This is a genomic window from Nisaea sp. (assembly GCF_040217065.1).
GTDB lineage: Bacteria > Pseudomonadota > Alphaproteobacteria > Thalassobaculales > Thalassobaculaceae > Nisaea.
Genome location: NZ_JAVJNX010000011.1, coordinates 57,236 through 72,806 on the forward strand (window position 1 = coordinate 57,236; position 15,571 = coordinate 72,806).

The following is a 15,571-nucleotide window of genomic DNA, read 5'->3' on the forward strand; positions in this document are numbered from 1 at the left end:
TCCATGGAAGTCGCCCTTCTCTTCCTCGCCATTATCGCGTTGCTGCTGATCGGGGTTCCCATCGCAGTCGCCCTTGGCCTGTCATCCGTTCTTTTCCTGCTGGCCTTCTCCGACTCGTCCCTGGCCTCCATCGCGCAGACCCTGTTCAGCGCGTTCGAGGGACACTACACCCTGCTGGCCATCCCGTTCTTCATTCTCGCCTCTTCCTTCATGTCGACGGGCGGGGTGGCGAAACGGATCATCCGGTTCTCCATCGCCTGCGTCGGGCATTTCCCGGGCGGCCTTGCCATCGCCGGCGTCTTCGCCTGCATGATGTTCGCCGCGCTGTCCGGCTCATCCCCGGCGACCGTGGTCGCGATCGGCACCATCGTCATCGCCGGCATGCGCCAGGTCGGCTACACGAAGGAGTTTGCCGCCGGTGTGATCTGCAATGCCGGCACGCTCGGCATCCTTATCCCGCCCTCCATCGTCATGGTGGTCTATGCCGCCGCGGTGGAGGTCTCGGTCGGCCGCATGTTCCTGGCCGGCGTGCTGCCGGGCCTGCTGGCCGGATGCTCGCTGATGGCCGCGATTTACATCATGGCCAAGTGGAAGAACCTGCCGAAAGGGGAATGGGCCGGCTGGCGGGAAATCTACGCCAGTGCCAAGGACGCCTCCTGGGGCCTGCTGCTGATTGCGATCATCATGGGCGGTATCTATGGCGGCGTCTTTACACCCACCGAAGCCGCGGCTGTGGCGGCCGTCTACGCCTGGATCATTGCCACCTTCGTCTATCGCGACATGGGCCCGCTGGCGACGGAAGGCGAGACACGCAACGTCTCCCTGTTCCGGCAGCCCAGTGCCCTGCTGACAGCGCTCTATCATCCGGATACCCGAAAGACGCTGTTCGCGGCCGGCAAGCTGACCGTGACCCTGCTGTTCGTCATCGCCAATGCGCTGATCCTGAAGCATGTCCTGACGGACGAGCAGATCCCGCAGCAGATCACCGAGGCCATGCTGGCCTTCGGCTTCGGTCCGGTGATGTTCCTGGTCGCGGTGAACATCATCCTGCTGATCGGCGGTCAGTTCATGGAGCCCTCCGGTCTGCTGGTGATCGTGGCGCCGCTGGTCTTCCCGATCGCCATGGAGCTCGGCATCGACCCGATCCATCTCGGCATCATCATGGTGGTGAACATGGAAATCGGCATGATCACCCCTCCGGTGGGACTGAACCTGTTCGTCACCTCCGGTGTCGCCGGGATGCCGATGATGTCGGTGGTGCGCGCAGCTCTGCCTTTCCTGGCCGTGCTCTTCGTCTTCCTGATCGTGGTGACCTACGTGCCGTGGATCTCGACGGTCCTGCCGAACGCAGTGATGGGGCCGGAGATCGTTACAAACTGAAAAAGGCAGGCCGCGCCGCTCACCGGTGCGGCCTGCGGAACACTCAGATCGCCGGCATCAGCTTGCTGAGCTCATTGCCGGACAGCCAATCCGTGTTGGTATCGCTTGCATACCGGAATTCGGCGGGCACCATCTTGGCGCCTTCCGACAGATAGGCCTCCATCACCCGGTCGCTCTGGGCCGGGAGGATGACGTAGCGATCCTCCAGCTCCACCGTGGTCCGGGAATCATCTTCCGAGATCATCACCTCGTGCAGCTTCTCGCCGGGCCGGATGCCGACATTGCGCAGCGGCAGGCCGGGCGCCATGGTCTTTGCCACATCGGTGATCTTCATGCTCGGGATTTTCGGCACGAAGATCTCGCGGCCCTTCATCATCTGCATGCTGGACAGCACGAAGTTCACCCCCTGCTGCAGGGTGATCCAGAACCGCGTCATCCGCTCGTCGGTAATCGGCAGGTCCGGCGATTGTTCGGCAATCAGCTTGCTGAAGAACGGAATCACACTGCCGCGCGAGCCGATCACGTTGCCGTACCTGACCACGGAAAACCGGCAACCGTCCGCACCGGAAAGATTGTTCGCAGCAACGAAGATCTTGTCAGATGCCAGCTTGGTCGCACCGTAGAGATTGATCGGGTTTGCCGCCTTGTCGGTCGACAGCGCGATGACCTTTTTCACACCGCTGCGGAAGGCGGCCTTCACGATATTCTCCGCGCCGTAGATGTTGGTCTGGACACATTCGAAGGGATTATATTCGGCCGCAGGCACATGCTTCATTGCCGCCGCATGCACCACGTAGTCGACGCCGCGCATGGCCATCTCCAGCCGATCCACGTCGCGCACATCGCCGATAAAGTAGCGGATCGCCTTGCCCGGGACAGACGGATAGTCCTGCCCCATGTCATAATGTTTCTGCTCGTCCCGCGAGAACACGATGCACCGGCGCATCTCCGACGAGGCCAATGCGGTACGGACGAATTCCTTGCCGAAGGATCCAGTGCCGCCGGTGACCAGAACCGTCTTGCCGTTGAGATCGATATGATCGTCATCGAATGAGAATGGTTGATAGCTCATGCGGTCCAGAGCCTCCCGCTAAGATATTCGAATCACTTTATTTTGCCCTGTTTCCAGCCCGTGTGGAAGGGCCGTCGCACGGGCTCAGATTCCGAGCACTTCCGACAATTCCGCCACCACCCGATCCACATCACTCTCGGCCATTGCCGGGAACAGAGGCAGACTCAGGCAGCGGGCGTAATAGGCGTCGGCACCCGGCAGGGATTGGGTCTGGTACCGGTTCGCGTAATAGGGCTGGCGGTGCACCGGAATATAATGGACCTGGGTGCCGATGCCCCGTTCCTTCAGGGCTGTCATCACCTCTGTCCGGGTCGTGCCGAGCGCCGCGAAATCGATCAGGGCCACGGCGAGATGCCAGGCGGGGTTACATCCGGACGCGACCCGCTGCATCGCCACATGGGGCCCAAGTCCGTCCAGCAGCTCCTGATAGCGTGTCCGAAGGGCGCGGCGCGTTGCGACGAATCCATCGAGCTTGTGCAACTGACTGAGGCCGAGGGCGGCGTTGATGTCGGAGAGCCTGTAATTGTATCCCGGCTCGTGCATCTCGTAATACCAGGGAGCCGGAACGCCGTTCTCGAACCCCATCCGCTTGTTCAGGAACCGGTCGGGCTCACGGACCAGTCCGTGGTTCCGGGCCTGCCGCAGGGACTCCGCAAACCGGTCGCTGTTGGTTGTCAGCATGCCGCCCTCGCCCGTTGCAATGGTCTTCACCGGATGGGTCGAAAACATCGTGATGCCGCCATGCGGGCATGACCCGACCGGAACCATGCCGCCGCCGATCTCATACTCGGCGCCGATGGCATGACAGGCATCTTCCACAAACACCAGCTCCGGGAATTCTCCGGCCAGCTCGTCGATATTCACCGTATGCCCGGTCAGATGCACGGGAAAGATCGCCTTGACGGTGCCCTTGGTCATGCCGGCAATCGCGCGCTTCACGTCTTCAACGCGCATCACGCCGGTTTTCGGATCGACGTCAGCGAAGAGCACATCCGCTTTCACGTATCTGGCCGCATTCGCCGTGGCGAGAAAGGTCACACTCGGGACAACGACGATGTCGCCGAAATCCAGATCAAGCGCCAGCGCTGCCATGTGCAGGCCTGCGGTTCCGCTGGAACAGGAAATGGCATGTTTCGCCCCGACGCGCTCGGCGAATGCCGCTTCATAGGCGTCCACCGTCGGTCCTGTTGTCAGCCAGTCGCCGCGCAGCACCTCGAGAACGGCCTGTTCGTCGGCCTCGTCAATCTGCTGTCTGCCGTAGGGAAGAAAGGATCCGTTCTCTGGCACTTTATTCATCTGATCAGTTTTCCCTCAATCCGAGCTCGAAACTGCGCACCAACGGGGCAAGCAGATATTCGAGCAAAGTCTGGTCACCTGTCGAAATTATCACGGTAGCCGGCATGCCCTGCACAAGCTCGAGCTTTGGCTGTTTTGCCAGGCTTTCCAGGCTGAGAACGATCCGTGCCTCGTAGAAGGGGGGCCCCTGTTCCGGCTGCACGATATCAGCCGACAGGCTGACGAGCTCGCCGTCGATCGGCTGGGTCGTCCGCTGGCTGAAGGATGTCAACCGCACGCTGGCAAGCGCCCCGACTTCAACCACATCGATATCGGTCGGGTCGATCCGCGCCTTGACCACCAGCGTATCGTCCTGGGGCACGATGCCCATGAGCGGCTCGCCCGGGGCGACGACACCGCCGACAGTATGAAACCGCAGGCCGTAAACCCGGCCGTCCTGGGGCGCCCGGATCCTGGTCCGGTCCAGCGCGTCCCGGGCCCCGGTCAGGCGGTCCTTCAGGTCGATCATCTGATCCTGTACCTGACGCAGATTGGTCTCGACTTCCGTCTTGAACCTCTCTTGCGTGTTCAGCAGCTGGAACTCGGTTTCTGCAATGGTCTGTTCGGCCCGTGCAATCAGCGCGTTGCGGTTGCCGATACTGCCTTCCAGCTGCACCGCCGTCCGCTCGAGGGACAGCAGACGCGGTTTGCGCTCCAGACCCTTCTCATACAACACGCGGACATCCGCGATCTCTTCCTGGATCAGCTCGTACTGCCGCGCATCGGCCCGCTGCTGCGCCAACAGCGCGGTAATTTCCTCACGGGTCTTCTGGATGCGGCGGCGGAGCAGTCCGAACTGGCTGTCCCGGGCACTGATACGGGTCTCGAACAGGCGGCGCTGTCCGGCAATGACTTCAGCGACATCCGCGTCCGCCGCCTGCGCCAACAGCTCGGCCGGAAAATTCACCTCGGCCAGATCGTCCCGCTCGGCAACAAGCCGTGCCTGGCTGCCAAGATGTCCCAGGAACTGTTTGTGGAGCAGCTCGTACTCGACGCGCACCCGCGTATCGTCCAGCTTGATCAGGACCTCGCCTTCATGAACCACGTCTCCGTCGCGGACATTGATGGCCTCGATGATGCCGCCTTCCAGATGCTGCAGGGTCTTCTGGTTCGACGACACCTGCAGCTGGCCCTGCGCAATCGCGCCGCTGCCGAGTGGCGCCAATGCGGCCCAGATGCCGAAGCCGCCGAAAAACAGCATCAGAACCATGAACCCGACCCAGACGACCGGCCGCCAGGCTTTCGGATTTTCGGCCTCCGACAGGTCGAAGGCATCGCTCAGGTCGTTTGCGGCATTCGACATCTATGGTTCCTGACAACGGTCATTCGTCTTGGGTCTGACCTGTTATGGCTTGGCGCGAGGGCGCGCCGAAATGGATTGTATGTCCTCGATATTGAGGGCTGCGACCGGTTTCACGTTCGGCGGCGGTGGCGGCGCCAGCGGACGAGCGGCTTTGGGCTGCTCGACGATTTTCTCCGGGCGTGGTCCCTGGGTATTGGCCGGAACCGGCGCCGGGCGCGCAGGACCCGTCGGCGGCGGTTGCAGGTGCACCGTTGTCTCCATTTTCGGCGGCCGCACCATCGGACCGGACTCGTCGACCGGTGTCGCCGCGCTGGCCCCGGCAGCCGGACGTGCCGCCAGAATTTCCAATGCCTGTGCCGAACCCTGACCGAGTTTCGGGCGCACTCCGTGACCGGTGCCCGGGTGCAGTGTCGGCGGCGTTGTCTTGCCGGACCGGGCCCGGCGGGCGGACGGCAGGTCCTCGACACGCGGCGGCGGCGGCAGGTTCGCCCGGCCGGGCACGCCACGCTGCGCGGGTCCCGGGCCGGCCGGCGGCGGTGCCGCTTCTGATTGCTTCGGTTCTGCCGATCCCGGCATGCGGCGCCGTTCCACCGGCAGATCGCCTTGCCCGGTCTTATCCGTGGCCTGAGGTGCGGCCGGCGGTGGCGCGGCGGATGCAGGCGCCCCTCCTCCCATTCCGGCACTGGCCAGGACCTCGTCGCGGGAGCCGTATTTGTTGATCATGCCGTCCTGCAGCACCAGCAGCTTGTTCATGTTCGCCAGGGTCTGCACCCGGTGCGTGATCATGATGACGGTCGCGCCACGCGCTTTCAGGACGTTGACCGCATTCGCGAGAGCTTCATCCCCCTTGGAGTCCAGGTTCGAGTTCGGCTCGTCCAGAACCACGATCGACGGATCACCGTAGAGCGCCCGGGCAAGGGCGACGCGCTGTCTCTGACCGCCGGACAGAATCGCCCCGGCATTGCCGATATCGGTGTCATAGCCGTTCGGCAGTTGCAGGATCAGCTCATGCAGCCCGGCGAGTTTGGCCGCCTCGATCACCTTCTCCGGTTCCGGATCCGAATCGAGACGCGCGATGTTTTCCGCAATGGACCCGCCGAACAGTTCGATATCCTGCGGCATGAAGCCGACATACTTGCCGAGGCTGCCCGTGTCCCAGTTGAAGATATCGGACCCGTCGAGCCGGACATGCCCGACATGCGGCTTTTCCACCCCGACGATAAGGCGGGCCAGAGTGGACTTGCCGGCGGCGGACGGGCCGACGACGCCGAGCGCCTCGCCCGGCTTCACCTCCAGGGTGATGCGTTGGAGGATCGGTCGCGGCGCACCGCGCGGCTGATAACCGACATTTTCGAGGACCAGATGCCCTTTCGGAGCCGGCAGTTCCATACGATTCATGCCGGACTGGGCATTGACCAGCGCCGCTTCGATGGTCTTGTAGGCCCCAATCGCATCGACCAGTTGCCGGGCCTGACTGATCCCCATTTCGACCGGCTGCAAGGCGCGCCCGAGAATCAGCGAACAGGCAATCATCATGCCCGGCGTCATGTCGACCTCTGGATCGATAATCTGCAGGACCGCGACGGTCATGATGACCATCTGGATCAGCATGCGGGCGGATTTCGACATCGAACTGAGGATGGCGGCCCTGTCGCTTGCCCTACCCTGCAGGGTGAGAACCTTTTCGTTTTCCCGGTGCCAGCGCGCCATGACGTTCCGGCGCATCCCCATACTCTCGACAACGGCGGCATTGCGCACAGCGGATTCCGCTGCCGAATAGGCCTTGGAGGAAAATTCCTGTGCCGCGTTCAGTGCCGGCCGGGTCACCCGGTCGTTGATGATGCCGAGCACCAGCATGACCACCGCACCGCATATTGCCGCAATCCCCATATGGGGATTGATGAAAAAGATCAGGGCCATGAAAACCGGCACCCACGGCACATCCAGCATGGTCAGCATGCCCGGACCGGTCAGAAACATGCGGAGCGTGCTGAGCGAGCGCAGCGGGTTGCTGTTCGGCTGGCTCCCCCGATCGAGTGCATCGGTAATGATCGAGGACAGCAGGATCGGGCCGATTCGGCGATCGATCCAGCCACTGATCCGGACAAAGGCATAGGCGCGAATCGTGTCGAGCGTCGCCTGGATGCCGAGCGTGAAGGCGGCGATGCCGAGCAGCAGGTACAGCGTCGCCTCGCTGCGGCTGGCCAGAACGCGGTCAAACACCTGGAACATGAAGACCGGCAGCGTCAACATCAGCATGTTGACGGCAAAACTGAACACACCAGCCGACGCCAGGGCCGTGTAGCAGGCTCGCATCAACCGGTTGATGGTTACGGGCTGATCCGCCCCTGCCATTGAGTCACCTCGGTATTGAACGTTCGAACACAACCGCGGGGATCACCACGCGGCTTTTGCCTCAAAATCAATCAATACCATACATGATTCTTCGACGCGAAACATGAAGTTAAGCGCCTAGTTTTTTGATTTTCCGTCAAAAAGGCCGAATGGCGCCGACATCAATCCTCGGTAAATTTCGCGAGGTCGATTTCACCGTGGCGGAACGGCACCCAATATTTGGTTTCCGGGTTGTATTGCAGCCCGTAAATATTCGTGCAGAAAACCTTGGTCGGCGGGGTCTGGCCTTCGCTCTCGGTCCTGGCGGCGTCAACCAGCTCGGCCGGCTTGAAATAGGTTTCCCACGCTGCGGACACATCAGAGCGCTCTTGCTCGGAAAGATCATTCACCTGCATGGCGAGATCCCAAGTCTGCTCAAGGTCGTTCCAAAGGTCGTCGAGATACTTGCCCATCGATCGAAAATCCACAGTTTCATGTGCGGTCTGGCTTATTGGCCTTATATCGGATCGCTTTCAGTAGGTGAAGGCGTAATTTACAGCTTGGCGAGGAGCTTGGCCTTGGCCTATCTAGGCACTCTCCGATCAACCGACAGCCCGTGAGGGTGCCGGAGCAGGTGTGCTCGACAGGATCATCGACAAGTTTTTCGCGCAGCGGGACACGCGTGCGCCGTTGCTGATCGGCGCCACGGGCGGGTCAGGCACGAGGGCGCTGCACGGCGCTTTGCAGGAGGCCGGTTTTTTCGTCGGCACCCGGCTCAACCATGCCGGCGATGCGATGGATTTCGAGCCGTTCCTGGACGACATCATCAACCCGATCCTGCGGGAAACGCGCTCTGTCGATTACCGGCTCGACCACTTGTCCGACGGAATCCGCGCCGCCGCCGAACGCGGCTTCGGCGATGCCCTGAAGAAATACACCGCCGAACTGCCGAAACAGGCCGGGCACTGGGGCTGGAAGAATCCCCGCAGCATGTACATCCTGCCGATCATTGCCGCCGCCTGCCCCGGCATGCGCTTTCTGCATCTGGTGCGTGACGGGCGCGACATGGCGCTGAGCGACAACCAGAACCAGCCCAACAAGCATTACGAGGCCCTGTTCGGGGAGCGCTATGACGGCGCGGCGCCCGCTTTCGCCATCCGGCTCTGGGCGCGTGCCAATACCCAGGTGGCGGACTGGGGCGCGCGGGAACTCGGCAGCCGCTATATGTGCATACGATTCGAGGATCTTTGTGCCGCACCGGGAGCCGTGCTCACCGATGCCCTGACTAGGAGCGGCATCGATCCCGCCCTTGCCGGCCGCGTCGGTGCCGGAGCCGATGCCGTCATCCGCACCCCGTCTTCCGTCGGCCGCTGGCGCACCCTGCCGGAAGACCAGTCCCGGACCCTGACGGAAACGGCTGCCGATGCGCTGGAGAGATTTGGCTATCTGTCCTGAGCCGGGACAAGCGCCGGACGGGGCGGGCAATATCGCCGAACCACACGGTTTGTGATATCCAGACGACCGAGCAAGCGCACCGCGAACAAAGTTCACTGACGAGTCCCTGATCCATGGCATCCAAGTCACCGGCCTCCAGGTCCAAGACCGCCGAGAAATCCACCGCCGTCGTTATTCTCGGCATGCACCGGAGCGGCACATCCGCGCTGACCCGGGTCTGCAACATTCTCGGGGTCGATCTGAGCGACAATCTGCTGCCGCCGGCCGAGGGCAATAACGAGACCGGGTTCTGGGAACATCTCGACGCCGTCGTGACCAACGAGGACCTGCTGGTCGCCTTCGACATGTTCTGGGACGACCCGCGCGCCCTGCCCGACGGCTGGACGGAGACGACGGCGGCCGAGGCCGCCCGCGAGAAGATCCGCGCACTCCTGAAGACGGATTTCGGCACGGCCGGGCTCTGGGGCATCAAGGATCCGCGCATGTGCCGGCTGATGCCGCTCTGGGAGCCGGTCATCGAGGAGGCCGGCGCCGAGCCCGCCTACATCATCATGCAGCGCCACCCGCTCGAGGTTGTCCGCTCGCTGCACCAGCGCGACGGCCTGTCGAACGGCCGCGGCATGGTGCTCTGGCTCCGGCATGTCATCGAATCGGAGCAGGCGACACGCGGCAAACGGCGCGCCTTCATCAGCTACGATGCGCTGATGCAGGACTGGCAGCCGGCGATCGAATCCGTCGCACGCCGGATCGAACTGCCCCTCGACACGGTGACGGACGAGTCCCGCGCCGAGATCGAGACATTCATCCGCCCGGGCCTGCGCCACTTCGCCTTCAACGACACCGAGCTTTACGGCTCCGCCACCCTGGCCCGCTGGACCGGCCGCGTCTTCGCCGCCTGCCGCGCGCTTGAGCAGGACCCGCAGGACGCGGCGGCCCTTGCCGATATCGACATGGTGGCGCGCGAACTGGATCAGGCCGGCCGCTATTTCGACGATATCGTCGCCGAGGCCGCGCCGCGCGAGAAAAAGCAGCGCGCGGAGATCGTCGACCTGCACCGCAAGGTGGCCGAGCGGGAAGCCTGGGCGACGGAGCAGCTCAGCCGCGTCGAGGAACGCGAGACACGGCTGATCGAGCGCGACGCCCGTCTGGTGCAGCGCGACGCCCAGATCGCCAGCCTGTCGAGAGAGCTCGATGCCGGGCTGGAGGCGCAGCGGCAGACCATCAGCGCATTGCGGATCGAGAACTCCCGGCTGCACCGCGAAATCCAGTTCATTGCCCGGACCTGGTCCTGGCGCCTGACCCGGCCGTTCCGCGGCCTGTCCCGCCTCGCCCTCCGCAGCCTCGGCGCGGTCCGCGTCATGACCCACGACATGACGGTCAGCGCCCCGGTTAACGCGGAGCCCCTGGGCGACAACAGGTTCCGGGCCCTGAAGCCCAATCCGCAGCTCGTGCTGGCCTCTCCCTGGCGCTTCTTCCCGCGGGGCTGGGTCGAGATCACCTACGAGATCGACGCCAACCGCATCGCCGCCCCGTTCCTGTTCGCCGATACCGGACAGGGCTTCGAGGAAGCCAACCGGTTCCGCCTGCCGCCGACGCGCAACGGTTTCGGCCGGGCCATCGTCCGGCTGCCGAACCATGTCTTCTCCCTGCGCCTCGATCCGGTGCATTTCGTCGGCCCCTTCAGGATCAAGTCGTTTCGCGTCCGCGAGGTCAGCCGCATCGGGCTCGCTCTGAGCGTGCTCGCCCGCCGGCTGCGCCAGGTCGCCAGCGACCGCGATACCCGCAAACGCGTCTTCGAACGCCTGCGCGAGGTCGTGCGCAAGCGGGACGGCACGGCCCTCTGGCAGGGTCTGGCCCGCGAGGCGACAAACCCGCTGGCGAGCTATACGCACTGGTACGAGACCTATGCCCAGCTTGGTCCGGACGATATTTCGGCGATCAAGCGCCATATCAAGGCGCTCTCGCACCAGCCGCTGATCTCCATCGTCATGCCGACCTACAACACGCCGCCGGCCCTGCTGGAAGCGGCAGTCAAATCCGTCCGCGATCAGCTTTACGAGAACTGGGAGCTGTGCATCGCCGACGATGCCTCGACCTCGGAGGAGACGAAAGCCACCCTCGCCCGGCTCGCCGCCGAGGACGACCGGATCAAGGTGACCTGGCGCGAGAAGAACGGCCATATCTCCGCCGCCTCGAACAGCGCCCTCGAACGCGCGACCGGCGACTATATCGCCCTGCTCGACCATGACGACGAGCTGACGGTGCACGCGCTCTACATGGTCGCGGTCGAGATCAACGAGCATCCGGACGCGGACATCCTCTATTCGGACGAGGACAAGATCGACGGGAACGGCGCCTATTTCGCGCCCTATTTCAAGACCGACTGGGCCCCGGACATGTTCCTCGGCCAGAACCTGATCAACCATCTCGGGGTCTATCGCCGGGCGCTGGTCGAGAAGGTCGGCGGCTTCCGGCTCGGCTACGAGGGCAGCCAGGATTACGATCTCGCCTTGCGTGTGATCGAGCAGACCGAGCCGGAAAATATCCGGCACATCCCGCATGTGCTCTACCACTGGCGCGCGGCCGAAGGCTCGACGGCGCTGGCCGAGGACGAGAAGACCTATACCGGCGACGCCTCGCTCCGGGCCATCCAGGACCATCTCGACCGCTGCGATATCAAGGGCAAGGTCGTGCAGGGCCGGGACGTCTACAGCCAGCGGGTGATCTACGATCTGCCCGAAGCGCTCCCGAAGGTCAGCCTGATCATCCCGACCCGCAACCGGGTCGAGCTGCTGCGCGATGCGGTCGAGGGCATCCGCTCGAAGAACGATTACCCGAACTGGGAAATCATCATCGTCGACAATGGCAGCGACGAGGAAGAGACCCTCGACTATTTCCGCGAGATCGAAAAGGACGACCGCATCCGGGTGCACCGGGACGACGGGGAATTCAACTATTCCCGCCTGAACAACGACGCGGCCCGGCTGGCGACCGGCGAGATCATCGGCCTGGTGAACAACGATATCGAGCCGATCAACGAGGACTGGCTGTCCGAAATGGTCCGCCAGGTGATCCAGCCCGGCGTCGGCGCGGTCGGGGCCAAGCTTTATTACGACAACGACACCCTGCAGCATGGCGGCGTGATCGTCGGGCTCGGCGGCGTCGCCGGGCATTTCGACAAGCGGCTGGACCGGGAAAGCCGGGGCTATTTCGGCCGCGCCATGCTGGTGCAGAATTTCTCCGCCGTCACCGCCGCCTGCCTGCTGGTGCCGCGCGCGATCTTCGAGGAGGTCGGCGGGCTGGACGAGCAGAAGCTGGCCGTCGCCTTCAATGACGTGGATTTCTGCCTGAAGATCCGGCATGCGGGCCACCGCATCGTCTGGACGCCCTATGCCGAGCTGTACCATTACGAGTCTATCAGCCGCGGCGACGACGAGGCACCGGAGAAGAAGGCCCGCTTCAACCGCGAGGCGGAAGTCATGCGGGAGCGCTGGGCGACCGACTGCGAGCACGACCCGTTCTACAACCCGAACCTGACCCTCGACTTCGAACGCCCGGTCCTGGCCGACCCGCCGCGCACGACACGGCCGTGGAACGCGTTTTACGATCCCGAGGATCTGGAAAACGAGGTGAGCAGCGGGGCGGCCTGACGGCGCTCACGCAGGAGCTTCGGCCGTCTGCCCGGCAGCCGACGGTATCCTCCGGGGAAGATCGCCAGCCATGCTCCCCGGCCGGCAGAAAAGACGTCATCCCGGCCAGGGAGCCGGGATCTTCATGATCATCACGCCCAACCTGCCGCCGGGAGATCCCGGATCGGGGTCCGGGATGACGATTGAAAATTAAGGTGTGTGTCCCCGAGATTCCGCCGTCACCGACATCCCTGGCACCAGGCGCACGTCCCTGCCGTCGACATTCAGATGCTCCCGTTCGATCTCGATCCGTGCCGTAAAATCAAAGGGACACGTAAAAATTAAAGGAAAATTAAAGGGACGCACTACTTTTCTTTCCAGAGCAGAACAATCAGAGCGCCATCCCGCGCTCGACCATAGCGAAGGTTTTCGGGCCGGGGAAAATCAGGAGATCCAATTAAGGTGTGCGTCCCTTTAATTGCTCGCAATTAAGGTGTGCGTCCCTTTAATTGCTCGTCCCTTTAATTGCTTTAATTGTGACGCCGGACTTCGAACGCCCGGTCCTGGCCGACCCGCCGCGCACGACACGGCCGTGGAACGCGTTTTACGATCCCGAGGATCTGGAGAACGAGGTGAGCAGCGGGGCGGCCTGACGGCGCTCACGCATGAGATCAGCCAGGGCTCAGGCACCGGAGGGACCCTCAACGAAGGCCTGCCGGCGATGATTGCCGGCCGGCGGAAGTCCGTCATCCCGGCCAGGGAGCCGGGATCTTCACGATCATCAAGCCCGGCCTGCCGGCCGAAAGATCCCGGATCGGGGTTCGGGATGACGATTGGGGAATTAAGGTGTGTGACTCCCTAAATCCAAATATTATATATATAAAATTATTATATAAATAACGAATCCTACCAAGAAAGAGGTTAATACATAAAACAGCGTTGCAATTTCCCACTTAAATTTTTTACCAATAGATTTTTTATTTAACAAATCTACGAAAAACTCTCTCAATAACCAGACACCCCACAGGACAAACAAAAAAAGAAAGAAGTAACCTACATCCCCATGAATTCCACCAAATATTGATTTTTGAAGGTACAATTTTTTAAATGTTAGTTCATGATAAAATTTATTCAAAAAAACAATAACTATCGTTTTTGACGGATCCCAAAAATAAAACGCAGACATGAGAACAAAATAGCGCAATCTAATGCTTTTGCTTAGCAACCAAAACTGGGAAGTTTTGCACCTAAATTCTTCAGTCACCTCTCTTGCCCCCTTCACTTGCATAGCGCAGCACCAGCTGCAGTACGTACTGCAGCACACGCCTGTCCCCCACCAGCAAGTCTGCTGTCACGGACATGCCTGGCATCAGGCGCACGTCATTTCCGTTCACCTGCAGGTGAACGTGGTCCGTTGCGATCTATTGGAATAGGCGCCGCCTACCGCCCTTCCCGCAACAACTTCACGAAATCCGTCAACCCGAGCCGCCGGTCCCGCTTCAGGCGTTCGGCGGTCAGGATGGCGCGGACCTTCGCGACGCTCCTGTCGAGATCGCGGTTGATGATGATGTAGTCGTATTCCCGGTAATGGCTGATCTCGTCCGCCGCCTTGGACATGCGCTGGGCCACGACCTCGGCGCTGTCCTGCGCCCGGCTCATCAGGCGGCGTTCCAGCTCGTGGGTCGAGGGCGGCAGGACGAAGACGCTGACCAGATCGTCCCGGGCCGCGTCGGCGACCTGCTGGGTGCCCTGCCAGTCGATATCGAACAGCACGTCCCGGCCCTCTGCCAGCACCGTGTCGACCGGGCCGCGCGGCGTGCCGTAGTAATTGTCGAACACCTTGGCATATTCCAGGAATTCGCCCCGGTTGATCATCAGCTGGAATTCGGTCTGGTCGATGAAATGGTAGTCGACGCCGTCGACCTCGCCCGGCCGCCGGGGCCGCGTGGTGGCCGAGACGGACATGGTCAGCTCGTCCTCACACTCCAGCAGGCGGCGGGAGATCGAGGTCTTGCCGGCACCGGACGGGGAGGACAGCACCAGCATCAGGCCGCGGCGCTGCATCTCCGGGTAAAGCTCGCTGGAGGCGCTCATTCGACGTTCTGCACCTGCTCGCGGAACTGCTCGACCGTCGATTTCAGCTCGAGGCCGATATTGGTCAGCGCAAGCGAGGCCGCCTTGGAGCAGATCGTGTTGCTCTCCCGGTTCAGCTCCTGGCAGATGAAATCGAGCTTCCGGCCGATCACGCCGCCGGCAGTGACGAGGTCCCGGCAGGCGGCGACATGGGCGTCGAGCCGGTCGACCTCCTCGCGGATGTCCGCCTTGGTCGCCAGCAGGGCCAGCTCCTGTCCCAGCCGCTCCTCGGAGACCGGCGGGGACTGTTCCAGGATCTCGGCGATCTGCTGCTTCATCCGCTCGCGCTGCTGGCCCGGCTGCAGGTCCGCCGTGTCCTTGGCCGCCCTGGACAGCTCGGCCAGCTTGTCGAGATGGGTCGTCAGCATGGTGGCGAGGTGGACGCCTTCTTCCCCGCGCATGGCGGCGAGCGGCTTCAGCACCGCGTCGAGGCCCGCCATCAGCGCCGCGATCAGCGCCTCTTTCTGCGCCACGTCCTGGGCCGGCTCGTCGTCGGCCTCGAGGATCCCGCGCACGGACAGCAGGCTGTCGAGACGCGGCGGCGACGGGTAGATCTTGCCCTCGGCCTCAAGCGTGCTCTGCAGCTCGAGGATCTGCTCGATCAGCTCGCGGTTCACGGTCAGGGCGCGGGAGCTGGTCTGCCGCGACAGCGTGAGCGTCACCGAGAGCGAGCCGCGGCCGATTTTCGCGCCAACCAGCTTGCGGGCCGGAATCTCCAGCGCATCGAAGCCGCCGGGCAGGCGGAAGCGGACATCGAGGCCCTTGCCGTTGACCGACTTGGCCTCCCAGCTCCATTGCCAGGTCGCGGCGCCGCCGTCGGTCTCATGGGTTCCCTCGACACGGGCGTAACCCGTCATGCTGTTGATCGACACGCGCACCACCAGATCTTTGCTATAGGTTCAGGGGGCGCACTATATCCGCGCCCCGTTA

Annotated in this window: 10 protein-coding genes; 3 read left to right on the forward strand and 7 right to left on the reverse strand. The window is 62.8% G+C overall.

What is annotated here, in order from left to right:
• Window positions 1–3 precede the first annotated feature (3 nt).
• Entirely contained in the window at window positions 4–1,380 is a 1,377-nt protein-coding gene (locus tag RH950_RS18520; protein ID WP_350059230.1) for a TRAP transporter large permease, read from the forward strand.
• 43 nt (window positions 1,381–1,423) lie between these two features.
• Here the strand turns inward: RH950_RS18520 and pseB are convergent, their stop codons facing one another.
• The 5 genes from pseB to RH950_RS18545 form a co-directional block, all read right to left on the reverse strand.
• A complete protein-coding gene (gene pseB, locus RH950_RS18525) occupies window positions 1,424–2,452 on the reverse strand; it encodes a UDP-N-acetylglucosamine 4,6-dehydratase (inverting) (protein WP_350059231.1) in 1,029 nt (342 codons plus the stop codon).
• Window positions 2,453–2,536: 84 nt separating this feature from the next.
• The gene (gene pseC / locus RH950_RS18530; RefSeq protein WP_350059232.1) at window positions 2,537–3,748 is read right to left on the reverse strand and encodes a UDP-4-amino-4,6-dideoxy-N-acetyl-beta-L-altrosamine transaminase; all 1,212 of its coding nucleotides are present in this window, start codon (window positions 3,746–3,748) and stop codon (window positions 2,537–2,539) included.
• Between the two features lie 4 nt (window positions 3,749–3,752).
• A complete protein-coding gene (locus tag RH950_RS18535) occupies window positions 3,753–5,090 on the reverse strand; it encodes an HlyD family type I secretion periplasmic adaptor subunit (RefSeq protein ID WP_350059233.1) in 1,338 nt (445 codons plus the stop codon).
• 42 nt (window positions 5,091–5,132) lie between these two features.
• Window positions 5,133–7,445 (reverse strand): type I secretion system permease/ATPase, encoded by a 2,313-nt coding sequence (locus RH950_RS18540; protein WP_350059234.1) that lies wholly within the window; start codon window positions 7,443–7,445, stop codon window positions 5,133–5,135.
• A gap of 161 nt (window positions 7,446–7,606) precedes the next feature.
• Complete coding sequence (locus RH950_RS18545) at window positions 7,607–7,897, reverse strand: hypothetical protein (protein ID WP_350059235.1); 291 nt, start codon at window positions 7,895–7,897, stop codon at window positions 7,607–7,609.
• A 163-nt stretch (window positions 7,898–8,060) separates the two neighbouring features.
• Here RH950_RS18545 and RH950_RS18550 point away from each other — a divergent pair, with 163 nt between their 5' ends.
• Window positions 8,061–8,879 carry a sulfotransferase gene (locus RH950_RS18550; protein ID WP_350059236.1) on the forward strand — a complete coding sequence of 273 codons (819 nt, stop codon included), beginning with the start codon at window positions 8,061–8,063 and terminating at the stop codon, window positions 8,877–8,879.
• 113 nt (window positions 8,880–8,992) lie between these two features.
• Window positions 8,993–12,529, forward strand: coding sequence for a glycosyltransferase (locus RH950_RS18555; protein WP_350059237.1), 3,537 nt, complete (start codon window positions 8,993–8,995; stop codon window positions 12,527–12,529).
• 1,419 nt (window positions 12,530–13,948) lie between these two features.
• Here RH950_RS18555 and gmk read toward each other — a convergent pair.
• Window positions 13,949–14,602, reverse strand: coding sequence for a guanylate kinase (gmk, locus tag RH950_RS18560; protein ID WP_350059238.1), 654 nt, complete (start codon window positions 14,600–14,602; stop codon window positions 13,949–13,951).
• A complete protein-coding gene (locus RH950_RS18565) occupies window positions 14,599–15,513 on the reverse strand; it encodes a YicC/YloC family endoribonuclease (RefSeq protein WP_350059239.1) in 915 nt (304 codons plus the stop codon). The genes gmk and RH950_RS18565 overlap by 4 nt, the downstream gene beginning before the upstream one ends.
• Window positions 15,514–15,571: the final 58 nt, after the last annotated feature.

Bases quoted from the DNA above. Each gene is read 5' to 3' on its own strand.
- pseB (WP_350059231.1), bottom strand. From the start codon at position 2,452: ATGAGCTATCAACCATTCTCATTCGATGACGATCATATCGATCTCAAC.
- RH950_RS18535 (WP_350059233.1), bottom strand. From the start codon at position 5,090: ATGTCGAATGCCGCAAACGACCTGAGCGATGCCTTCGACCTGTCGGAG.
- gmk (WP_350059238.1), bottom strand. From the start codon at position 14,602: ATGAGCGCCTCCAGCGAGCTTTACCCGGAGATGCAGCGCCGCGGCCTG.
- RH950_RS18555 (WP_350059237.1), top strand. From the start codon at position 8,993: ATGGCATCCAAGTCACCGGCCTCCAGGTCCAAGACCGCCGAGAAATCC.
- RH950_RS18520 (WP_350059230.1), top strand. From the start codon at position 4: ATGGAAGTCGCCCTTCTCTTCCTCGCCATTATCGCGTTGCTGCTGATC.
- RH950_RS18545 (WP_350059235.1), bottom strand. From the start codon at position 7,897: ATGGGCAAGTATCTCGACGACCTTTGGAACGACCTTGAGCAGACTTGG.
- pseC (WP_350059232.1), bottom strand. From the start codon at position 3,748: ATGAATAAAGTGCCAGAGAACGGATCCTTTCTTCCCTACGGCAGACAG.
- RH950_RS18540 (WP_350059234.1), bottom strand. From the start codon at position 7,445: ATGGCAGGGGCGGATCAGCCCGTAACCATCAACCGGTTGATGCGAGCC.